Origin of the sequence: Xenorhabdus taiwanensis (assembly GCF_036512875.1) — a bacterium.
GTDB classification, from domain to species: Bacteria; Pseudomonadota; Gammaproteobacteria; order Enterobacterales; family Enterobacteriaceae; genus Xenorhabdus; species Xenorhabdus taiwanensis.
In genome coordinates, this window is record NZ_AP028978.1 from 1,573,419 (window position 1) to 1,593,706 (window position 20,288).

General features: G+C 46.8%; 30 protein-coding genes and 1 pseudogene. 6 read left to right on the plus strand and 25 right to left on the minus strand.

What is annotated here, in order from left to right; genetic code table 11:
• The 5 genes from ACE1SE_RS07120 to ACE1SE_RS07140 all read right to left on the minus strand — a co-directional run bounded on the left by ACE1SE_RS07120 (window position 1) and on the right by ACE1SE_RS07140 (window position 3,331).
• Entirely contained in the window at window positions 1-204 is a 204-nt protein-coding gene (locus tag ACE1SE_RS07120; protein ID WP_074023134.1) for a tail protein X, read from the minus strand.
• Window positions 204-668, minus strand: a complete 465-nt coding sequence (locus ACE1SE_RS07125; protein WP_374053240.1) for a head completion/stabilization protein — start codon at window positions 666-668, stop codon at window positions 204-206. Before ACE1SE_RS07125 ends, ACE1SE_RS07120 begins: the two co-directional genes overlap by 1 nt.
• A gap of 86 nt (window positions 669-754) precedes the next feature.
• Window positions 755-1,387 carry a phage terminase small subunit gene (gene gpM, locus ACE1SE_RS07130; RefSeq protein WP_374053241.1) on the minus strand — a complete coding sequence of 211 codons (633 nt, stop codon included), beginning with the start codon at window positions 1,385-1,387 and terminating at the stop codon, window positions 755-757.
• Window positions 1,388-1,414: 27 nt separating this feature from the next.
• Window positions 1,415-2,497: a phage major capsid protein, P2 family gene (locus tag ACE1SE_RS07135; protein WP_374053242.1), complete on the minus strand. Its 1,083-nt coding sequence runs from the start codon at window positions 2,495-2,497 to the stop codon at window positions 1,415-1,417.
• 12 nt (window positions 2,498-2,509) lie between these two features.
• Window positions 2,510-3,331, minus strand: a complete 822-nt coding sequence (locus ACE1SE_RS07140) for a GPO family capsid scaffolding protein (protein WP_374053243.1) — start codon at window positions 3,329-3,331, stop codon at window positions 2,510-2,512.
• Between the two features lie 165 nt (window positions 3,332-3,496).
• Between ACE1SE_RS07140 and ACE1SE_RS07145 the strand changes: the two genes are divergently transcribed.
• Both ACE1SE_RS07145 and ACE1SE_RS07150 read left to right on the plus strand, forming a co-directional pair.
• Window positions 3,497-5,254: a terminase ATPase subunit family protein gene (locus ACE1SE_RS07145; protein WP_374053244.1), complete on the plus strand. Its 1,758-nt coding sequence runs from the start codon at window positions 3,497-3,499 to the stop codon at window positions 5,252-5,254.
• Window positions 5,254-6,300 carry a phage portal protein gene (locus ACE1SE_RS07150; protein ID WP_374053245.1) on the plus strand — a complete coding sequence of 349 codons (1,047 nt, stop codon included), beginning with the start codon at window positions 5,254-5,256 and terminating at the stop codon, window positions 6,298-6,300. The genes ACE1SE_RS07145 and ACE1SE_RS07150 overlap by 1 nt, the downstream gene beginning before the upstream one ends.
• A gap of 153 nt (window positions 6,301-6,453) precedes the next feature.
• Here the strand turns inward: ACE1SE_RS07150 and ACE1SE_RS07155 are convergent, their stop codons facing one another.
• The 16 genes from ACE1SE_RS07155 to ACE1SE_RS07230 all read right to left on the minus strand — a co-directional run bounded on the left by ACE1SE_RS07155 (window position 6,454) and on the right by ACE1SE_RS07230 (window position 14,795).
• Window positions 6,454-6,639 (minus strand): hypothetical protein, encoded by a 186-nt coding sequence (locus ACE1SE_RS07155; RefSeq protein WP_374053246.1) that lies wholly within the window; start codon window positions 6,637-6,639, stop codon window positions 6,454-6,456.
• Window positions 6,640-6,648: 9 nt separating this feature from the next.
• Window positions 6,649-6,987 (minus strand): hypothetical protein, encoded by a 339-nt coding sequence (locus ACE1SE_RS07160; RefSeq protein ID WP_374053247.1) that lies wholly within the window; start codon window positions 6,985-6,987, stop codon window positions 6,649-6,651.
• 18 nt (window positions 6,988-7,005) lie between these two features.
• Window positions 7,006-7,695 carry a terminase large subunit domain-containing protein gene (locus ACE1SE_RS07165; RefSeq protein ID WP_374053248.1) on the minus strand — a complete coding sequence of 230 codons (690 nt, stop codon included), beginning with the start codon at window positions 7,693-7,695 and terminating at the stop codon, window positions 7,006-7,008.
• Window positions 7,692-7,949 (minus strand): hypothetical protein, encoded by a 258-nt coding sequence (locus ACE1SE_RS07170; RefSeq protein ID WP_374053249.1) that lies wholly within the window; start codon window positions 7,947-7,949, stop codon window positions 7,692-7,694. Before ACE1SE_RS07170 ends, ACE1SE_RS07165 begins: the two co-directional genes overlap by 4 nt.
• The gene (locus tag ACE1SE_RS07175; RefSeq protein WP_374053250.1) at window positions 7,946-8,422 is read right to left on the minus strand and encodes a hypothetical protein; all 477 of its coding nucleotides are present in this window, start codon (window positions 8,420-8,422) and stop codon (window positions 7,946-7,948) included. Before ACE1SE_RS07175 ends, ACE1SE_RS07170 begins: the two co-directional genes overlap by 4 nt.
• On the minus strand, window positions 8,382-8,894 hold the full coding sequence (locus tag ACE1SE_RS07180; RefSeq protein ID WP_374053251.1) for a hypothetical protein: 513 nt from the start codon (window positions 8,892-8,894) through the stop codon (window positions 8,382-8,384). Before ACE1SE_RS07180 ends, ACE1SE_RS07175 begins: the two co-directional genes overlap by 41 nt.
• Before the next feature lie 50 nt (window positions 8,895-8,944).
• A complete protein-coding gene (locus ACE1SE_RS07185; protein WP_374053252.1) occupies window positions 8,945-9,187 on the minus strand; it encodes a hypothetical protein in 243 nt (80 codons plus the stop codon).
• Window positions 9,187-11,547 carry a replication endonuclease gene (locus tag ACE1SE_RS07190; RefSeq protein WP_374053253.1) on the minus strand — a complete coding sequence of 787 codons (2,361 nt, stop codon included), beginning with the start codon at window positions 11,545-11,547 and terminating at the stop codon, window positions 9,187-9,189. Before ACE1SE_RS07190 ends, ACE1SE_RS07185 begins: the two co-directional genes overlap by 1 nt.
• Window positions 11,532-11,873: a DUF5405 family protein gene (locus ACE1SE_RS07195; protein WP_374053254.1), complete on the minus strand. Its 342-nt coding sequence runs from the start codon at window positions 11,871-11,873 to the stop codon at window positions 11,532-11,534. The genes ACE1SE_RS07190 and ACE1SE_RS07195 overlap by 16 nt, the downstream gene beginning before the upstream one ends.
• Window positions 11,873-12,700, minus strand: coding sequence for a DNA adenine methylase (locus ACE1SE_RS07200; protein WP_374053255.1), 828 nt, complete (start codon window positions 12,698-12,700; stop codon window positions 11,873-11,875). The genes ACE1SE_RS07195 and ACE1SE_RS07200 overlap by 1 nt, the downstream gene beginning before the upstream one ends.
• A gap of 1 nt (window position 12,701) precedes the next feature.
• Window positions 12,702-12,923, minus strand: coding sequence for a TraR/DksA C4-type zinc finger protein (locus ACE1SE_RS07205; RefSeq protein WP_374053256.1), 222 nt, complete (start codon window positions 12,921-12,923; stop codon window positions 12,702-12,704).
• Window positions 12,916-13,158 carry a DUF2732 family protein gene (locus ACE1SE_RS07210; RefSeq protein WP_374053257.1) on the minus strand — a complete coding sequence of 81 codons (243 nt, stop codon included), beginning with the start codon at window positions 13,156-13,158 and terminating at the stop codon, window positions 12,916-12,918. Before ACE1SE_RS07210 ends, ACE1SE_RS07205 begins: the two co-directional genes overlap by 8 nt.
• Before the next feature lie 75 nt (window positions 13,159-13,233).
• Window positions 13,234-13,593, minus strand: coding sequence for a DUF5347 family protein (locus ACE1SE_RS07215; protein WP_374053258.1), 360 nt, complete (start codon window positions 13,591-13,593; stop codon window positions 13,234-13,236).
• A gap of 130 nt (window positions 13,594-13,723) precedes the next feature.
• A complete protein-coding gene (locus ACE1SE_RS07220) occupies window positions 13,724-13,960 on the minus strand; it encodes a hypothetical protein (RefSeq protein WP_374053259.1) in 237 nt (78 codons plus the stop codon).
• A gap of 12 nt (window positions 13,961-13,972) precedes the next feature.
• The gene (locus ACE1SE_RS07225; protein WP_374053260.1) at window positions 13,973-14,548 is read right to left on the minus strand and encodes a hypothetical protein; all 576 of its coding nucleotides are present in this window, start codon (window positions 14,546-14,548) and stop codon (window positions 13,973-13,975) included.
• 13 nt (window positions 14,549-14,561) lie between these two features.
• Window positions 14,562-14,795 (minus strand): DNA-binding protein, encoded by a 234-nt coding sequence (locus ACE1SE_RS07230; RefSeq protein WP_374053261.1) that lies wholly within the window; start codon window positions 14,793-14,795, stop codon window positions 14,562-14,564.
• Window positions 14,796-15,071: 276 nt separating this feature from the next.
• Between ACE1SE_RS07230 and ACE1SE_RS07235 the strand changes: the two genes are divergently transcribed.
• The 4 genes from ACE1SE_RS07235 to ACE1SE_RS07250 all read left to right on the plus strand — a co-directional run bounded on the left by ACE1SE_RS07235 (window position 15,072) and on the right by ACE1SE_RS07250 (window position 17,666).
• Window positions 15,072-15,419 (plus strand): helix-turn-helix domain-containing protein, encoded by a 348-nt coding sequence (locus tag ACE1SE_RS07235; protein ID WP_340610763.1) that lies wholly within the window; start codon window positions 15,072-15,074, stop codon window positions 15,417-15,419.
• A 228-nt stretch (window positions 15,420-15,647) separates the two neighbouring features.
• A complete protein-coding gene (locus ACE1SE_RS07240) occupies window positions 15,648-16,004 on the plus strand; it encodes an XRE family transcriptional regulator (protein ID WP_374053262.1) in 357 nt (118 codons plus the stop codon).
• A gap of 97 nt (window positions 16,005-16,101) precedes the next feature.
• Entirely contained in the window at window positions 16,102-16,674 is a 573-nt protein-coding gene (locus ACE1SE_RS07245) for a hypothetical protein (RefSeq protein WP_374053263.1), read from the plus strand.
• Window positions 16,665-17,666, plus strand: a complete 1,002-nt coding sequence (locus tag ACE1SE_RS07250; protein WP_374053264.1) for a phage integrase — start codon at window positions 16,665-16,667, stop codon at window positions 17,664-17,666. The genes ACE1SE_RS07245 and ACE1SE_RS07250 overlap by 10 nt, the downstream gene beginning before the upstream one ends.
• Window positions 17,667-17,959: 293 nt before the next feature.
• Here ACE1SE_RS07250 and ACE1SE_RS07255 read toward each other — a convergent pair whose 3' ends face one another.
• From ACE1SE_RS07255 to ACE1SE_RS07270, 4 genes and pseudogenes are all read right to left on the minus strand, one after another.
• Window positions 17,960-18,976 carry a tyrosine-type recombinase/integrase gene (locus ACE1SE_RS07255; RefSeq protein ID WP_374053265.1) on the minus strand — a complete coding sequence of 339 codons (1,017 nt, stop codon included), beginning with the start codon at window positions 18,974-18,976 and terminating at the stop codon, window positions 17,960-17,962.
• Complete coding sequence (locus ACE1SE_RS07260) at window positions 18,976-19,203, minus strand: DUF4224 domain-containing protein (RefSeq protein ID WP_374053266.1); 228 nt, start codon at window positions 19,201-19,203, stop codon at window positions 18,976-18,978. Before ACE1SE_RS07260 ends, ACE1SE_RS07255 begins: the two co-directional genes overlap by 1 nt.
• 159 nt (window positions 19,204-19,362) lie before the next feature.
• Window positions 19,363-19,638, minus strand: a complete 276-nt coding sequence (locus ACE1SE_RS07265; protein ID WP_374051371.1) for a hypothetical protein — start codon at window positions 19,636-19,638, stop codon at window positions 19,363-19,365.
• Window positions 19,635-20,171: pseudogene (locus ACE1SE_RS07270) on the minus strand (phage N-6-adenine-methyltransferase). Before ACE1SE_RS07270 ends, ACE1SE_RS07265 begins: the two are co-directional and overlap by 4 nt.
• Window positions 20,172-20,288 lie beyond the last annotated feature (117 nt).

The window sequence follows — 20,288 nt, forward strand, 5'->3', positions numbered from 1 at the left end:
TTAGTCCCATAGTTGGATCATCGGCGTTACCGGGGCGGGCGCGATATCCGGCAGTTCAATCACCCGGCCGTGGGGCAGAATCGCCCCAACCTCGGCCAGACCGGGGTTGGCCTCCAGTACCTGCTCGGTGACGCCGTGTGTGCGTCCGTAGTGGCGCCAGCACAGGGCGTCTACCGTGTCATATTGTTGTGTTCGTACCTGCATTAGATCAGCTCCACGATGTTGTGTGTCGTGCATTTAATGCGCTGGATAGCCCACACGGCATCACGGTGCAAATCGTCAATGGTGGGATCGAGTGCATCGGCTTTTTTCGCCCCGTCAGCGGTGGTGTCAATGTCGCGGTAACGCTCACTAAGCCCGGCTTTTGCCAGGCAATAGACCGCGCGGCGGTAGAGGTATAACAGTTCAGATTCATCATCAATCTGGCTGGCCGGCACACGGCCCAGCGTGTGATAGCCGAGGCTGATTTGTTGTGACTGCCAGCCCGCCAGTTCCCGGTGGGTTTCAATCACCGCATTTTTCAGCGCGGCCAGCAGGCGGCCTGGGGTCACCGTACCATCGCTGCGCATGGTGGCGCGAAAATCGGCCGTATCAATGGGCGGCCAGAAATCACCACTGGTGATCGTCTGGGCGGCTTCTTTTATCGGTTCGGGTGAAATGAAATCCATAACAACCTCAAATTAGGTAGGGCGGTGGGCGAGAGGTCGAAAACGGGTTTCTTCTCCCGCGCCGCCCTGGCGCGTTGGCACGTTCGTTAATGGTCAGCGCTGTTTTTCGCTGCCAGAATTTTTTCTAATTGCCTGATATCTGCTTTTACCCCTGAGCGATCATGGAGCTCAAGGGCACGCATCAACTCACACAATGCGGGTTGTGGAAAGTCGTTATCACGCAAGCTGTAACCCAGCCATTTATGCAGTTCCCCGCGGACTTTATCAGGCATATCTTCATGTTCAACCAGTGACATGGTGCGCTGTAATATGTCTAATGGGATCGGGTTTTTCGCGGTATACGCGTCTTTAGCCCGGTCGGCCATTTCTTCCGCGATAGCACAACCGGTTGTACGTGATTGCCCCTCGGGCATGGTGAGCTGGTGCTTTAAGGCATATTCGGCAATATCCAGCCCTTGTGCATAAACACCGGCGTCAAAGCTCCACAACATGAGGTACATCAGAACGTCATCCTGTCCCCCTGATTGATGGCGGAGGGTTTCTGTGATCCACGTTTCATACAGTGGCAACGCGTTACGTTTGTACGTGGCTTTGCGCTCAAATGACTGGATTTTCCCTAAGTCTCGCCGGTGCTGGCGCAACATCAGCTTGACTTGCGTGGTGACTGAGGGATCGGCCAGCCGGCCATATTCAGCGGCTTGCCTGGCCTCCACTTGCATGCGTTTCTTTTCCCACGGGTTCACGGCTTATGCTCCGCTTTTATCTTCTGTCTCGGCGGGGACGTCAGACTTGGCTTTGATTAACTCAATGTTTTCGATGAGCGCGACACAATCGTAATCTTCAACGATATAATCTTCGTTAACGGATTCGTAGTTTTCGACACGGTCACGCTTTGGATTGTCGAGCACCTGACGGCGGCGGGAATCTTCCTGCCAGTAAATCGACAGGTTATCCAGTCGGGTGATGAGCATGGCATCTTTCGGGAAATACGGCACCCGTACCGCAGGCAAACCGCCAATCCGTTTCTGGCTGATAATCACCTCCGCGGCGAGGGCTTCGGTGTTGGCCTGATCACGGTTAACGATAGGAAAATATTTATCGGATAACAGTTGGCGGCCACAAATGACAACCAGCTCGGTATCATCGGCGTAGACCTCGGAAATGGCATCATCAACCGCCTGCATCACCAGTGCATCAAGGTTAGCGTAATCTCCCCCTTTACCCACTTTCAGGGGTTCGGCGGTCGTGATACGGGTGTCTTTATCGGTGGAGGAACCGATCACATGGCCGGGCGCGTCCAGTCGGATTTTATGCAACCAACCGACATTCACGTCCTGCAATAATTTATGCGTGGCGCGGTCAGATGTCGCGGCGCGGTGCGTGCCGTTCCAGCCAATCATGATGCGGTCAAGCGCCTGGCGTTTGATAATTTCATCACGAATGCGGCGCTGGAAATCGTCAAAAATGGCCCACATATCCAATTTTTCGTAACGAATGGCGGTATCAAAGTTGGTCTGCTTACAGTGATACTGCTGTTTAGACAAATCGGTGGGATCAGTCGGTTCGCGGTCTTTCTCTTTGGTGTCCGTTGTGCCGGCAATGGTGGAGCCGATGCCTAAGCCAATTTTTTCCCCCACTTGCGCTTTAACGGGAACCATATTGATCATCGTTAAAAAGGCGGCACTCAGTTGAATTTTGCTTTCCAGCTTTTGCGCGGCAGAGGGCGCGATTTCCACTTTTGAAGTGGTGAACGTTGCGGGTTCAACACCGTAAAGTTCACCCAAACGGGTCAGATAACCGTTAAATTTAAAGCGTGTTTCTGTTCTCATCGTCGTTTCCGTTTAGCAGTCAGTGAGGTTTTCGGTATTTTCGCCGTTACCGCCAAAAGCGTGGGGGCGTTGGGGCTGCTTATCTTGCTGGCTGAGATCGGTTTTCAAGGTGTCCAATTCAGCGCGTAATGCTTCGGTTTGCTTTTTGAACGCATCAATTTCATCTATTTTCTGTGAGAGCTTTTCAACTTCACCCGCGGTTTTAACCTGCTCGGTTGCACACAGCTCAATGGACTGGCGAATATCAGACACATTGATATCATTGGTTTTGCGTTCTCGGGTAAACAGCGCCTTGATACTGTCTAACAAGCCGGTTTTATCACTGTCTTCGGTAAACTCAATCCGGGTTTCTTCGGCCGCGGTAAAGACGTTGTCTTTATGCTGTTTGCGCTCTGACAAATTGGTATTTTGCCCCTCACCCTCCTGGCTAAATTGCAACATACTGGTGCCCAGGCTGGCCGGGTTATCGGTGACAGCCAACCCAACCAGGTACGCGCCGCCCATATCGGAAAAGTTCGGGTCGATTTCCACCGAGGTGTAGACTTTCTGGCGTTTTTTATTCATTTCTATCAGTTCAGGCGTCGGCGTCAGCACGCCATAGAGCGCCAGCTTGCCGGACAAGGGGCCTTCACTGATTTCTTCGGTGTAGACTGAATCGACATCCCCGAAACGCGGCATCCAAGAGTAGTTCCAGTGCTCCATATTGATACGGGCACCGTAAACCGTGGGGTTGTAATTCTTTTCGATATCCGTCAGCCATTGGCGCTGGACTTTGCGGCCATCAGTGGTGGCCCCTTCAACACAAAGGCGTACCGGCTTACTTTTTTTCGTCATTGCTCAGGCTCCGGCAATTGAATGTAGGTTCATGCGTAAAAAACAAAACAGCGTGCGCCTATGTTTTCAGGGATGAGCGGTCAGAAACAACGCCCGGCCATTGTATGGGAACTGGCACAATGAGCGCGCAGCGCGAGCGGGGTCGCCAGCCAGTAATCTGGCGGCATGAAGACATTACCCGATATTGACCCCCGTAAGAGAGCCATGCACCTGTACTTTAGCGGGTACAGGATCGCGCGCATTGCGGAAATCCTCAACGAAAACGCCGTCACCATTCACAGTTGGAAACGACGGGACAAATGGGATGACATCACCCCCTTTGACCGCGTTGAAATGAGTGTTGAAGTGCGGCTTTGTGCGCTGATAACCAAAGAAAACAAAGAGGGGAAAGACTTCAAAGAGATTGATTTGCTTTATCGCCAGCTTGAACGGCATGCTAAAATTCACCGCTATCAGGATGGCGGTAATGAGGTAGATTTAAACCCGAAACTGGCTAATCGCAATAAAGGCGAACGTCGCGCCCCGGAAAAGAACGTGTTCAGCGAAGAACAGATCGAAAAGCTCGGGCAAATTTTCCGCGAAAACATGTTTGGGTACCAGAAAGTCTGGTATGGCGCAGGACACCAACACCGCATTCGCAATATTCTCAAATCCCGCCAGATAGGGGCAACGTACTTTTTTGCCCGCGAAGCGTTTATGGATGCCTTACTGACAGGTCGAAACCAAATCTTTTTATCGGCCAGTAAGGCACAAGCGCACGTTTTCAAAGGTTACATCATTGATATGGCGCGCGAGGTGGATGTTGATCTCAAAGGTGATCCCATTGTTTTACCCAATGGGGCTACGCTTTATTTTCTGGGGACGAATGCCCGCACTGCCCAAAGCTATCATGGCAATTTGTACCTGGATGAATATTTCTGGATACCCAAATTTCAGGAACTGCGCAAAGTGGCATCGGGCATGGCCATGCACAAAAAATGGCGCCAGACCTATTTTTCTACCCCCTCCAGCCTGACCCACAGTGCGTACCCGTTCTGGTCAGGAAAGTTATTTAATCGCGGACGACGCAAGACAGATCATGTTGAGGTCGATACCACCCATCGCGCCTTGGTTAACGGCATGATGTGCGATGATGGTCAATGGCGGCAAATCGTCACCATTGAAGATGCGATGAAAGGGGGATGCAACTTATTTGATATCGACCAGCTCTATCTCGAATATAGCCCTGATGAATTCGAAAACTTGCTAATGTGTGAGTTTGTCGATGATATCGCGTCAATTTTCAACTTACAGCTCATGCAAAAATGCGTAGTCGATAGCTGGGAAGTGTGGGACGACGTGCAACCCTTGATGATACGTCCGTATGCCTATCATCCGGTCTGGATTGGATACGATCCGGCCAAAGGGACGCAAAACGGGGACAGTGCCGGGTGTGTTGTCATCGCGCCGCCCCGGTTCACGGGAGGCAAATTTCGGATACTGGAGCACCATCAATGGCGCGGTATGGATTTTCGCGCCCAGTCTGACGCAATCAAGGCACTGACCGAACGCTATAATGTGCAATATATCGGTATTGATTCCACCGGTCTGGGTCACGGTGTTTTACAAAATGTGCGTGATTTTTTCCCGGCGGCAAAAGAGTTTGTTTATAACCCCGCGTTAAAAAATGCCCTGGTACTCAAAGCCTATGACGTGATCAGCCATGACCGGCTGGAATATGACGCCGGCAGCAATGACATCACCCAATCGTTTATGGCCATTCGGCGGGCAACCACCGCCAGCGGCAACCGCCCCACCTATGAAGCTGACCGTAGCGAAGAAACCAGCCATGCGGATTTAGCCTGGGCAACCATGCACGCACTCTATAACGAACCGATTACCGGCGAGAATAGCAACCATCATAATATTATTGAGGTCTTTTAATGAGCCGTAAGAATAAGAAACGCCAGAGCCAGAGCCAGAAACTGACACCGACACCGGATACCGCCCCAATGGAGGCATTCACGTTTGGCGACCCCATCCCCGTGCTGGATAAACGTGAAATCTTTGATTACCTGGAATGTGTGCGCATCGATAATTACTATGAGCCGCCTATCAGTTTTAACGGGCTGTCGCGCACGTTCCGCGCCGCCCCCCATCATAGCAGTGCCATTTTTGTTAAACGTAACATCCTGACCAGCACGTTCATCCCGCACCCGTATTTAAGCCGCCAAGTGTTTGATAGCTGGGCGCTGGACTTTTTACTCTTCGGCAATGGCTACCTGGAATTGCGTGATAACCGATTAGGGCAACCGCTGACCCTGAAACACTCGCCGGCAAAGTTCACGCGCCGTGGGGCTGATCTCGATACCTATTGGTTTGTGCAGTATGGCTATGAGACCAAGCCGTTTGAATTTCAGACCGGTAAAGTGTTTCATTTGATAGAGCCGGACATTAACCAGGAGCTTTATGGCCTGCCTGAATATCTGGCGGCTATTCCGTCCGTTCTGCTCAATGAAGCCTCGACACTGTTCCGCCGTAAGTATTACCTTAATGGCTCGCATGCGGGATATATCCTTTATATCAGTGATGCCGCACAGAAAACGGATGATGTGGATAAAATTCGGGAAGCCCTGAAAAGCAGCAAAGGCCCCGGCAATTTTCGCAATCTGTTTTTATACGCCCCCGGCGGCAAGAAAGATGGCATTCAGACTATCCCACTGTCCGAAGCCGCGGCGAAAGATGAATTCTTGAATATCAAGAATGTGAGCCGTGATGATATGTTGGCGGCGCACCGTGTCCCTCCTCAGCTAATGGGGATTATCCCGCAGAATACCGGCGGCTTTGGCGATGTGGAAAAAGCGGCCAAAGTGTTTGTGCGCAACGAATTGCTGCCACTGCAAAGCAAGATGAAACAGTTGAATGACTGGCTCGGGGAAGAAGTGATCCGGTTTGAGCGTTATTCGCTGGAGACGGACAACAACGACTAACCCATATCACGTAGATGATACGACCGTCTGCGAGGCGGTCTTTTTTTGCCCGAAGAAAAGTAGTTTCAAGTGGGATGATTTCAGTATGAAAGTTGAGTTCAGCATACCACCAAACGCCACCGCGCGCAGTCGTGACCCCGCCGCGCCTGCCCACTAAATGTGTCGCTTTTTATGCACCTGCAAGGGATCGTCTGGCAGGCGCCAGCACTGGCGCTTGACGGGGCATAAGATCCTGATTTGATCTTGCGAATTGATGCGCGGAACAGGGGGTTTTATGCAGCCATGACCAAGAACAGAAATAACCCGCATTGAAGCGGGCTTACTCTCATTTTGTGACATGTCACGCTATCATAATTGCAATTTTAACGCATGCCAGCCTAAGGTATTCCAGCACGCTGAGTCACCAGAAAAACAACATTCGGTCACGGGAAGCGCATCGCCACATTTTTCACATTGCTGCGTTGATAGCGCCTGCATTTTCTGGCGTAATTCTGCATCATCTTTGCGGATAAGCAGCGTGAGATATTCAACCACGTCATACGGATCGCGTCCCGGCCGTCTCAGGGCACAATTGCGTTTCAGCATGGCCAGCTCTTGATTATCAACCAACAATTCTATTTTGGTGACGCCCGCTTCCTGCTGGCGTTGACGTTGGGTGGCTTTACGTTCTGCGGGGGATTTCGCCATAGTATTTATTCTCTCTGATTACCAGCGTGGATGAGGCAAACGGCACAAATACAGTTCTTCAAACGCGTTTCGATCATAGAGTTTAATCAGCCGTTCTTCGTCTAAGAAACCTGTATCATCATCAAATAACGTGACCGTATCGAAAAAAGCGGGTTCACCCTCGATACAATTTTGGGTAAAGAACAGCTTATAAGCCGCTTCGCCGTTATCCCCGGAACATCGGGAGGAATAAAACGTTCTTTGCCATTTTTGATGATTTGACAACCCTAACGCCAGGCGTATCAGTTTGATAGGGTCATTCCAAAAGGCCCATTCTGAAACATACACATCCCCCCATAGGCTGACAGGACAACTATTTTCATGCAGAAAGCGGATTTCAGCGCCATTACTGAGTTTCAGTAAATGGATCTCTTCTGCATGTTCGAGCAGGCGCTTTTGCTGCTGAGGAAAATACTGAGCAATATAATGAACAAAATACGGCAACCAATGCTTATCCGACATAAAAATCTTATTCCGCCCCGTCTGGCAGGCATTACTTAATGCTTCCAGCATGAAATAATAATCAGCCCCAGCCTGTCTGCACTTATGTAAAAAGCGGTTGCGGTGATGTTGGTTGGCTTTCCAGCGTGCCTGCCAGACGAATAAACCTGATTCAAATTTATGATTGATATTGTTAATGATTTCGGGCGTTAACTTTAAGGTGATCATTTAGCTACCCTCGCGGCAAAATCTGCCGCAATTTCCTCAATGCGCTCACTGAGTTGCTGCAACGTTCTGATATCATTGCTATCCACTTCCATTCTGGTCACATCGCGGACTAATTGATGCAGACTGGTGTAATACCTGAATGGCGTTAAAGATTCGCAACCGGCATTTCTTCCCGTCTGCGATACCGTTTTTTTATTCAGCGTGTATGATCGGCTATCCGAGGTAATCACGTATTTGCCTAAATTGATTCTCATTTTTGTCCCTCCTGAACCCCATCAAAACTCTCCACATGCGCATAAAGCGGAATAACCTTGCACTGATAATGTCCCGTATCGTTATAATGTTCAGCCACGAGGTCTGCCTGCATTCGGCTGGTACGGTACGTCATGATTTCGCTATATTTCTCATCAAAAATCATATACGTTACAAACTGCATCGCTTCGCCGTTGGTGAGCAGAGTCAGCGGCTTTGTCACTTCAGGGAAAACCTGACTGAACGCGGCTCTTTTTTCCTCAATATCCTGTTTGTACTGCTCGTAATACGGCTTGAATGCGTGCATTACGACATAAAACAACGTGCCGGTATTTTCATACTCACCGTACAACTTACCGCCCCGCACAAAGCAACGGAATTCATATGGCCCAACCCTTTCTAGCATGAATTTCTCATCAACCTGACTGAGATAATTAATCATTTCCTGTACTGATATACCGTTGTAACTCATCATTATTTTTCCTCATTTCACCAATCTTCTTAATCCGCAGCCGCAGTGCCTCGCGGCGCGCCTGTTTGCGAGCCTCAAACTCGCATTGCTTCCGTTCCTGCTCCTCTGGTGTATCCATCAGCCTGACTTCACCGTCACGAACGCGCAGCCGCTGGTCGTCAAAGCTGATACTCATCCCTTTTACAAACATCATCGCCATTGATTTGTTGCTGATGGGGTAGCCCATCGAGGCGGTAAAACGCATCACCGCCGGTAAAAGGGCTTCTTCTTTTGGCGTTAATGTGATGCGTGAGATAACCCGCTGTCCCGAAACGCCGATTTCTTCGCGCTGTACGCTATTCTCAGCGGGGTTGATTTCGGTTGCCCGTTCCCATTGGAGAACATCCGATAACGCCTTACCGCTTAAAATTGTTTTACAGTGTAATTTATGAAGAAAACCAATCTGCCGTTGCAATTCTTGATTACCAACAGGCAACTCTACCTTGATAACGCCAGATTTTTTCTGGCGTTGACATTAGTGCCGCATCATTCATCTGAACATTCCGACAACCACTTATCCCCAAAATCATCATTTATCCAACAGTCAGACTTTTCTTGTTCCAGTTGAATAGCTGCACCATCCAGCATTTTTGCGATATCCCTGATTTCTGACTCCGGTTTATCTATAAAACCTCCGATGTATGACGCAATCAGCAGATCACGGGCGTATTTGATACCCTGCACCTGTATTTCTTTAACATTGATATCAATAACACATTCAGCTTTCATTATTTTTTCCTCACTTCACCAATCTTTATAATCCGCTGCCGCAGTGCCTCGCGGCGCGCCTGTTTGCGAGCCTCAAACTCGCGTTGCTTCCGTTCCTGCTCCTCTGGTGTATCCATCAGCCTGACTTCACCGTCACGAACGCGCAGCCGCTGGTCGTCAAAGCTGATACTCATTCCTTTTACAAACATCATCGCCATTGATTTGTTGCTGATGGGGTAGCCCATCGCGGCGGTAAAACGCATCACCGCCGGTAAAAGGGTTTCTTCTTTTGGCGTTAATGTGATACGTGAGATAACCCGTTGTCCCGAAACGCCGATTTCTTCGCGCTGTACGCTATTCTCAGCGGGATTGATTTCGGTTGCCCGTCCCCATTGGAGAACATCGGATAACGCCTTACCGCTTAAATCTGCGGGTAACGCTGGGGTGTCCTCCCCTGCCTGCCAATCCCCTGATCCACAGTTATTGACAGGACTCCGAGGCGCGCCGATGGCGCTTTTTAAAAGATCAAGACCCTCACCGGCATGTTCAGGTGCCGGGTTGTGACTCTGGATTTTTTTGACGATCCGATATTCCCGCTCGCGTGTTTTCAACACACCGGCGGCAGGGTTGAGCTGCGCGTAAATCCCGACCACATTTGAGACGGCTTCATCATAGGGGTTGCGTTTGTCACTGATTTCACGGGCAACGCGGACAGTCTGCTGATCACGTGGGGTGCAAGGGCCACCCTGTGACAGGATATAGTTTTCAAAGTCACCCAGATCGGCGGCGGCACGGACCTTTTCGGCAATCTCCCCCAATTGGTCAGCAATATTGATACTGCGCAGGCGGCGGCATTCACGGTACGCGCCTTTAGTGGGCAGGTTATAGAACTGAAATTGCGGGATACGCCACGTTGAAGCCCACGCCGTCACCGCCGCCGCGACATCTTTCAACGGCTGGCCGGTTTCGTCATCGATCAGGCCATCCAGCGCGTAACCGTCGATATTCTTGGCGATGTACTTGGCGATATAACCCACGGCACCGCCATGGTTCATATGATCACACTTGAAACGGTACTTTTTCGCGCCCCGTTCATCACCGTCTTCTTGCAGGGCCTTTTTGCGCATAATATCAACCGCTGCCGCCCGGCTGGCCTTATCGGTAAACAGCAACAGGTGCCAGTGCGGTGTGCCATCATGATGCGGTTCAACCACGCGAACGCCATACACATTTAACCCCATATCCTTAAACGCGGTACGGATTTTAGACCAGACCTTCACCAGATAACGCTGGCCATCTTTCGGGGTATAGGCAGCATCAGCCCAACTGCTGTTGAGCACCGCCATCTTATCTTTCCCCATCTGGCGGGTCGGGTGATATTTTGAGGGTGTGGTGATGGTGATAAACATCCCGATATCGCCACGTGCCATCGCAACCCGCTCAATGCCGGCAATCTGGGCCATCAGTTCCATGCGGCGAATCTCCGGGTTGGAAATGCTCGCCATGACCTTTTCAACCAGATCAAAGCGCTCGCCCGTGGCCACATCCTCAATGTCCATTGACTCAAGGTACTGCATATTGGCCAGACGCTGAGATTTCACCTCCTGAATAGCCTGACGACTGGCATACGGGGAACGGTTTTTATTGACTGCCATTGCGGCAATCAGCAATGCTTCCCGCCAGCGGGTACGGTGCGCCTTAAGCCGGCGATACCAAAAATTGTCATTGACCAGACGGGATACGGCAGCAATCACGTCTTGCTGTTGCAGCACACCTTCCAGATAACGGGCATAATGTATTGGCGTGACATGCAAACCACAGGCCATTTTTGCCAGTTCGCCATAAATAGGGATGAGATTGCGCATCCGGTACAGCGCTTCTTTCTTCCCGTTCTCACGGGCGATGCACTGATCACAATACTGTTCAAACAGATTGAAAAACCCGGCGGCAATTTTCGTCGCCAGCGTTCTTAACTGTTTGTTATGCAAATCGGGCAGGCGGTTAAACTGGCTGATTTCAGTAGAAATGCGTGCCGTCGTCATCAGCGTGGTGTGAGTGTCCATCTCAAAACGACGGGTTACAGCCTCAATGCGTGGCCAGAATTTTTGATGGAAATCGAAATACAGAAAATCCTGGGCTTTCATCAGCCCCTGTTCTTTCAGTATCTTTTCATAACGTTTCTGATAGGGATAACGCAGAATGCGCGGCAGGGATTCGATATCCGCCAAAATCGCTTGCCCCTGAAGGCGTCTTTCACGGGAAAGCGATCTTTCAATACCGGCCACCGCCTGATGGCGCGGTGCGTTCCACCAATAGGCATATTGCCCATTGGCGGGTTCAGCTTCGGGCAGGACACTAAAATCAATCAGGCGGTTTGACATGTCACCACACCGCCGTAAGTTTCTGGATTCAGTAAATTCAGTGCGGTCTGACAGCGTTTGGCGATGGTTTCAACCGCGGCCAGATATTCTGGCACCGCGCGCATTTTGTGGCGGATATAGGACACATGCAGACTCACCAGCTCAGCGACCAGTGACACTTCGTTATCATGCCAGCCGACCAGCGAGTAAATGCCGTCATACGTGTTGAATTGCAACAACGCCAATTTGCCGGGATGTTTCTCATGAACAACAACCGCAAAACGGGTGCCAGTGATATAAACGCCGTTTTTAGGATCAAGAACAATCGGTGCATTGTCTGTTGTCATTATTGCCTCCCTGCTAACACAGCAATAATTTCTCTCGCAGGCTGACGGTTGCCATTGGCGGCAATCGTGCGCGGGGCGTCGATTTCATGGAGGGTGAAACCGAGATTGGCATACAATGCTTTAGCATCAACCGAGTTGGAAACGATGACGGGCACACCCAGATGCGCATTCAATGCGTATAAATCATGAGCCAGTGCTTCATGGTCAGCAGGGGTGAAATTTATTTTATGATATTGGGTAAATCCCTCACCGTCGGTCAGGTACGGTGGATCGCAGTAAACCACATCGCCATAATCGACCCGGGTCAGTGTGTCCTGCCATTCCAGATGCAACAGATCGGCGTTCTCTGCTTTTTCTGAAAACGCCCAGATTTCAGCGGCGGGAAAGTACGGTTTTTTATAGTGACCAAACGGAACATTAAACTGGCCTTTACTGTTATACCGGCATAAGCCATTAAAGCAGTGGCGATTTAACGCTAAAAACAAACCGGAACGGGCTAATTTATTATCAAAATGACCAGAAAATTCATCACTGAAATTAAAAAAATTCCTTAGCTCATAAAATTCATCTTTATTCAGAACAGAAGAAAACCAATTAGCGGCTGTTTTGATGAATTGATCACAGTCGGCCTTGATACTCTGATACATATCAATCAAATCGGCATTCACATCCGCGACCAAATACGCCTCATAATCCGTATTCATCATCACAGCACACGAGCCTGCGAACGGTTCAACCAGTCGCTGACCGACGGGCAAATGCGGCAGCAACTTATCCATAATGCGGGCTTTTGAACCCGCCCATTTGAGGATGGTTTTATTGGTCATCTCACACACTCCGGTAATGTTTTTGTTTCAGTTCAAAAACGCTCTGGCAGGTTGCACAGCGGGTGACACCGGCAATAATCCGGCGACGCTGGGCGGGGATAGGCTGGTCGCAATCTTCACACACAAATGCAGAAATCCCGACCGGGCGGTTAACATGGGCGGCTATCCGGCATTCCAGTATTTCGGCGGCGTGTTCACAGGCGCGATCGAGTTCCCTAGACATAGTTCCACTCCTGCGCTTCACGTTCGATGTTTTCAGATTCGCGCTGGATCAGGTCAGCACTGGCAGAAGGTGAAAGCGCTTTATCCAGAACATGGGAGGACAACTTCACCAGACGGACGGCATATAAACTGGCGCAATGTTTTCTTTCTTCCTTGCGTGCCTCTTTAACGAGTTGTTTGATGAATTCTTCATCCGTCTTTTTTATGGCATATTTGGCTGAATAATTATCTTTCATTTTTTTATTTCCGGTTTTTAGGTAATAAAAATCCCTGCGAGTTGACGCATTAATAATTAAAACGTTTGTTATAAATTAATGTTCAGTTAAATTTGGCATCACTAATTTATTCGGTAATTCTTTTGCTACCGTTTTAAATTGATTAATGACCCTAATTAACGAACGGATCTCTGCTTCCGTGAATTCACTAAACTTGGCGTTATAACGGGATTTATCAAACCCGGCTAAATAAAACATTGCATGCAACAATTTTTCATTGTTCATGACGCGGTTATTGGTGCGGTCACGCATAGATGCAATAAAATCGGCCAATTGGCTGTTTGATTTTTTAATATCGTAAACAATCGGTGCCAGTAACTCAGCCGTTTTATTTAAGCCGTTGATTTTCTCATCCAGCGTTAATGATACAGCGCGGCAGGGTTCAGTATTCGCCATGATATCACCTCATAATAGGGATAATAACGGGGTTAACAGGGTTGTCGCTAAGCCAATTGAAACTAAAGTCATCATCAAATGGTTGTCTTTTTTAGTGACGTTGTGATTAAAAAAGTCGTTACTGCTCACTTTATATTGATGCTGTATCCTCTTTAATTGGTTCATCTAACCGTTCCTTATATAACTGTCGACAAAAACTCAGTGCCTGCGCTTTGGAATCACATTTACCGTAGCAATATTCACTGTCCCCGACCTGGTAACGGGTAAATGTGCAAACAGCGCTGGGACGTAACGGGCGAATTAATAACGTACCAAATTTAATTCGCCCCTTGCTTAATTCCACGGGTGTTGGAATAGTATTTCGCATATTGATTACCTCTTAAAATACATTGAGGGCTTTTTTGATGGTTAAACAGTTCTTCCTAAGCAGTAATTTCAAACTCTCTTCATCATCATCAGCCCAGTTGACCCCGAATGAAATCATTCTTTTGAGCACTGGCAATCCGTCAATAACATAGTTGTTGCCTGTTCTATATTCTGAAAATGCGTAGTGAAGAGCCTTGGCTATTTTTAAAACTTCACTTTCAGACTCCACTTTTTCCCATACAGCATAACGATGCAAAACATCGTCCAGGCACAGAGCCATTTCACGGGACAGGATGTTATTAAGCCGATTATCATCAGGCGACTTTGATTCTGTGGCATTGATGGCTCGCTTTACCTCGTCAGCTAACTGATATGGCTGAATCTGTTTCACTTCCCCAAACCCAATCCGCACAGATTTAGAAAAAGGGTAATCACGACCCGTTGCAACCTGCATAAACTGCCCCAGCGTGTCCTGAATATATTCAGGGGTGATTTCAACCTCGTCTTTGATATCAGCAAAAACATCATGCAGACGCGCCATCATCGTTAGTTGCAGCTTTGAACGTTCCAGTGATGTTGGGTTTTTCATTTTTTACCCTCTATTAGATAATTTTTTGGCTGTTGTTATACGCATCCATCAACATAGCGATCATGTTGACTTCGACCATCTCTTTGCCCCTTTTCTTTGGCCTGATGATAATACGGCCATCTGCAACCATTGCACGGCAGGTGCTGAAAGGGATCTCTGTAATTTCTGAGTACTTTTTTAATGAAACGTATGCCGACTCAACGTTAACGGTGATAGAGATGTTGTTTACATTGTTGATTGTACTCATACACACCTCACCGGAAGTTCTGTACAGCACTGAGATAAATGATACGAGCCATACTGGATACAGAACGGCTGTCTTTTTTTGCAATAGCCTCCAACTCTTCACGTTCATCGACTGATAACCGCATAACGATAGGATTTTTTGAGGCGATTCCTCGCGGTAATCGTGACCATCTAATATGCTTATTGAGTGTCATGGTGATATATTGTGATCCACTAAGTAACGTTTAATTCATTATTGATCACTATAGTTTTCAGGTCAACAAAGAGAATAGAAATAATGTCAACAATAGGTTTCAGGTTAAAAGAGGAACGCAGCCGCTTAGGATTAAATCAAACTGATTTTGCTAACTTGGCAGGCCACTCACGCGGTGCTCAAGCAAGCTATGAAAGAGATGAAAAAATTCCGGGTGGAGCATACTTACAAAAATTAGCAGAACATGGATGTGACATTCTTTATATTCTGACAGGAAATAGAACACCTAAACCTCAAGTAACAATATCCACTGAAGAACAAGCACTAATTGAACACTATCGCGCCATGAGCGAGGAATCACGCTTAAACATGCAAGCTGTGGGATCTGTTTTTGCGCAATCAGCATCAGATAAACGCATAAAAAATGGCTGACGAATATTAGTACAGATGGAGTGCATTTTGTTCATTGCTTTATAAATCCTAACTTATGACACAACTCACTGTAATTAAAATATCAAACAAAAATAATAACACATAGAAATTGTGACCTATGAATATGTTTCCACTGTGTCGCAATGCTAAATTGCGAATTCCGTAACTATTTGTTTTTTTATGTTACTGAACGCAATTTAATCAAATCAACACAGGAGATACTTTCCGATGAGTACTACAGGAAGCAGAATCGCAGAGGAACGTGCACGTTTAGGATTCAGCCAGAGTGAGTTTGCAAGTTTGGTCGGGTATTCGTTTATTCAGCAAATCTGTTATGAGCGTGACGAAATTCCTCTGAGTGAGTTGTACTTACAAGCATTAACAAAACACGGTATTGATACACTTTACATCATTACAGGGAACAGGCTTCACCCTATAAATATATCAACAGAGGAACAAGAAATAATAGAAAACTATCGCGCCATGAATGAGGCGCACCGCTTAAAGATACCGCCGGTTGGCAATACGGTTGCATACAAAAGACCTGATGAACATATAAGGTACAAATATCTACAGTCTCAGTAATTCTATGATTGTCGGACTGTAGATATTTGTCTCTTGAACTGGAAAGACCACAAGAATTATTTCATAAAGTAACAATCAACAATATAAGGATAAGGGAATGATTGAAGTTATCGCAGCTTTTTTATTTGGCTTTCTGCTTTGTGCTTTAACTACACGTTCAATTGCAAAAGAAAATAAAGAGCTAAAAAAACGATTGGGAATCAATGATGGAAAAACAAAAAAATCAAAAAAACAATTAAAAAATCAGACTGGAAAAACAAACGTACAGGATGAAATTGCCAAGCTACGCAAAATCGGTTCTGCAAATAGGAAAAGCTCAGCAAATACATATCGTAATGCGCATGAGTGGAGCGAGTCTGATGAGGAGGATGAATCACTACTTGATGAATTCAAAGATAACTTATCAATAGTATGGGCTGACGCACCTATTTTGATTGAGTTTAACTATAGCAGTTCAGGTGATAAGAGAATGGTTTCATTAGAAGAGGTTTCTATTAACTCAGCCGGCGAACCTTATTTGCTCGGATACTGTATGGACGCAGATGGAGACAGGACATTCAAAGCCCAAAGAATTACTTCAAACATTCAATACAACGGCAAACAGTACAGTAAAAGAAAATTCTTTGATGATGTTTTAGGGTTGAATTCTGAGAGGTTTTTATGGCTGTAAGCAAATTACCTAACGGTAAGTGGCAATGCCAATGTTTCCCTGACGGCCGTAATGGCCGTCGTGTCAGACGCCAATTCACAACAAAAGGTGAGGCGATGGCATTCGAACGGCAGCTAATGCAAAAGCAAACTCTTAATATTGATACTCGCGGTATACAGAAATTAGGCGACTTGGTTAACCGTTGGTATGAACTGCACGGAAAGACGCTGAAAGATGGAGAGGGTCGCAAAGCAAAATTAGAGGCTGTGTGCGAACGTTTGAATAACCCTCTCGTTACCGATTTCGATAAAAATATGTTTGCTGTTTATCGTGAAGAACGATTAAACGGTAAATGGAATGCCAAAGGACGAAAGTCGCCCAGCCAGTCTACTGTGAATAGAGAACAGTCATATCTTCATGCTGTCTTTGCAGAATTAACCCGTTTAGATGAATGGAAAGGAGAGAATCCTCTGGTTGGTATTCGGCAATTCAGAGAAGCCGAACAGGAACTGGCATTTCTTTATGCGGATGATATCAAGCGGTTGTTAGTTGAGTGTGATAATTCATCCAACAAAGATCTCGGCCATGTTGTTCGTTTATGCCTTGCCACAGGAGCACGCTGGAGTGAAGCACAAAATCTGACTCAATCTCACGTGATGAAGTATAAAGTTACCTATACTAAAACCAAAGGGAACAAAAACAGAACAATCCCGATATCCCAGCGTTTATATGATCGTCTTCCGAAAAAGCGCGGGCGATTATTTAGTAACTGTTATGACACATTCGAAACTGCGGTGAAAAGGGCCGGTATTGATTTACCTGATGGGCAGTCAACTCACGTTCTGCGACATACATTTGCCAGTCATTTTATGATGAATGGTGGCAATATTCTGGTTCTACAACGTATATTAGGGCATAGCACAATTAACATGACTATGCGTTATGCACACTTCGCACCAGACCATTTAGACCTCGCTTTAACACTCAACCCTTACGATCAACTTGAAGAGTAAAATTGATGGCAGCAGTTCCAAATATATAGCAATAAATAGTGACATTTGGCAAGGTTAACATTTTGATTTTACTTAACTTATTGTTTTTAAAAAAGGTGGACTAGTCTTTAAAATCCCTCGGCCTTAAGGCTGTGCGGGTTCAAGTCCCGCCCTGGGCACCAAATTAAAACTTGCTATTAAACAGTGAGTTAGGGTTAGAAAAAGCCACCTTTACGGTGGCTTTTTTCTTTGACGCAAATCACATTTCACTATTTGTTCACTATATTCTTTCACTATATTTTTTGACCATCCGTTTACTTTTTTTGTCCCCCAACGACCGGAACAACATTCACTTTTCTATCATATCTTGCCGTTTGAGTAATGTTTTTATGTCCAGTGATTTTTTGTTTTTCGGCCAGTGTACCATCCAGATCTGAAATTCCTTTTGCTTTCAGATCATGAAATGTGAAGCTAAAGTCCAGCTCTGGAAATTTTTCAATAGCGGTGGCTCTGGCTTTTTTCCAGCGGCTGTTAAACCCATCACGGGTGTACTTAGATCCTTTGCGCTGGTGGAGCACATAAATACTGCTAACACCATTATCTAACGGTAACGCTTTACTCATTGCAATTGCATTATCTAGTCGTTCTGTCCAGGCTTTGATTTGGGCAACACCCGTTTTCCCCTGTTTAATGAAAATACCATCTTCCCGTACTTGCGCGTAGGTCAGTGTCAGAACGTCAGCTTGGCGGGCGCAACACAGATAGGCCAGTTCCATTGCAACCTGAACTACTGGAGGGGCAACGGAGTAGATAGCATTGTATTCATCATCGGTGATATACCGATCCCTAGGAATTTCCTTGAATTGTCGAACACCTTTACATGGATTACTACGTACAATTCCTCTTTCATATCCCCAGCCATATACACGGGACAAAAAATTTTTCTCGCGATTAGGCTGTGTCTTGGCTTTTAATCCGCGCTTATCCATGTATTTTCGAATATGCTCCGGTTTGATATTGTCCGGTAACATATTCCCAAATACAGGTAACAGCTTACCTGCATATTTTCGATAATCTTTTTTGGTTTCGGTAGCCAGTGCGGAAAAATCAGGGGAAAGAAAAAACGCTTTAACCAAACCGTTTAGCGTTTCGTCATTTTTCTGGTCGGCGATTAATTTTTCGTATGCAACCCAAACCTCGGCCTGAGTCGCTGAGAATTCACACAAACGGACTGTCCGGCTATCATAGGTCTGAAACTCATACGCTGATCTCCCCCGTCGAACGCGCGGGGGCATCCAATTATCCGCAGGATTTTTGCGTTTTCTACCCATTAGTCTAACGCTCCAAAGTTGGGTTCTTGAGTGGCAGGAGCATAGTTTCTAACACGCTGGGACAGAGGGTTGTTAAAATGTTCCCACGTGGTTCGGGGTCGTCCGTCTCGTCGAACAATAAAAAATATTCCTGCGTCTTTCAGCACTGCGCATTGCTTTGACGGAATTCGGTAACCCGTCAGTTCGGCGATATCAGAATCGCTAATGATGCCGATTTTTACATCCATATTGACCTCGATTATCTATTGACCGTTCCTGTTGGATGTCACGGTTACATAAACGGTGTTGCAGAAAATTTTCGCGCGGTATCGTCGTATCTGGGTAGGGCGGTTAATTCTTTTAGGCAATCCCTTGCCACCTTCCTTCTTGCGTTCTCGAATGATTGGTTATTCATGGATGACGGAATTTAATTTCTCAGCAAAATCTTTGGCGATTAAATCTATTTTTTCGCCGAGTTGTTGCATCGTTTTGATATCGTCACTATCAATTTCCAGCCTAATTACGTCACGCATTAACTCATGCAGATGTCGGTAATAACCAATTGCGTGTAATATTTCCTGCCCTGTATTTTCACCCGACTGTGATATTTTTTTAGTGTTTAAATTAAACGAACGACTATTGGAGGTGATGACGTATTTACCTAAATCTATTTTCATGCTCATACTATTTCTCTCAATTGTTCATTACCGACATTAATTAAATAATCTCGGTCAACGGTTGTTATTATTCTGCGTGGGTGGGTGAATGGTCGCCAAATTAATAATAATGACCCTTTGTTATTTCCATTTACTGGCTTTTGTGTTTCTGCATTAATAAATGAAATCCGCCCACCTGTTATTAACCTGACCTCATCCGCTGTTTCTCTTGCCAATTTAAACCAGCCCACAGAGGTATCAGAGGGAACTAGCATCACTATTGGTTGTAGTTGCTTCTAGCATTCTATAGCCGCTTTTTCTACCCATGGTGTAATATTAGAATAGGGTGGATTGCAGAAAATAGAACCGTGGCTCACCCAATCACATTCCAGTGCATTATCTCGTTCCGTGAGATAATGGGCGCACAGGGTGTTTTGAGCATCGGCGGCGGCATCTAAATAAAAACCGAATTCTAAATCGAGAGCTAAAAATAACGGAAGTGGGGTTTGCCAGAGGTCGCGGAATTGTTTTGGGGTATTACTGCCTCCGAAATCGCTCATAATCCTCCCCGCACTCTCTGCTACAAAATGCTCCGTGTGTTGCTGGCTCTGTCTCACACCATCGACACATACCGTTAATACTGGTTAGTGCTGGTGGTCGGTTCTGGAGGGCATGAG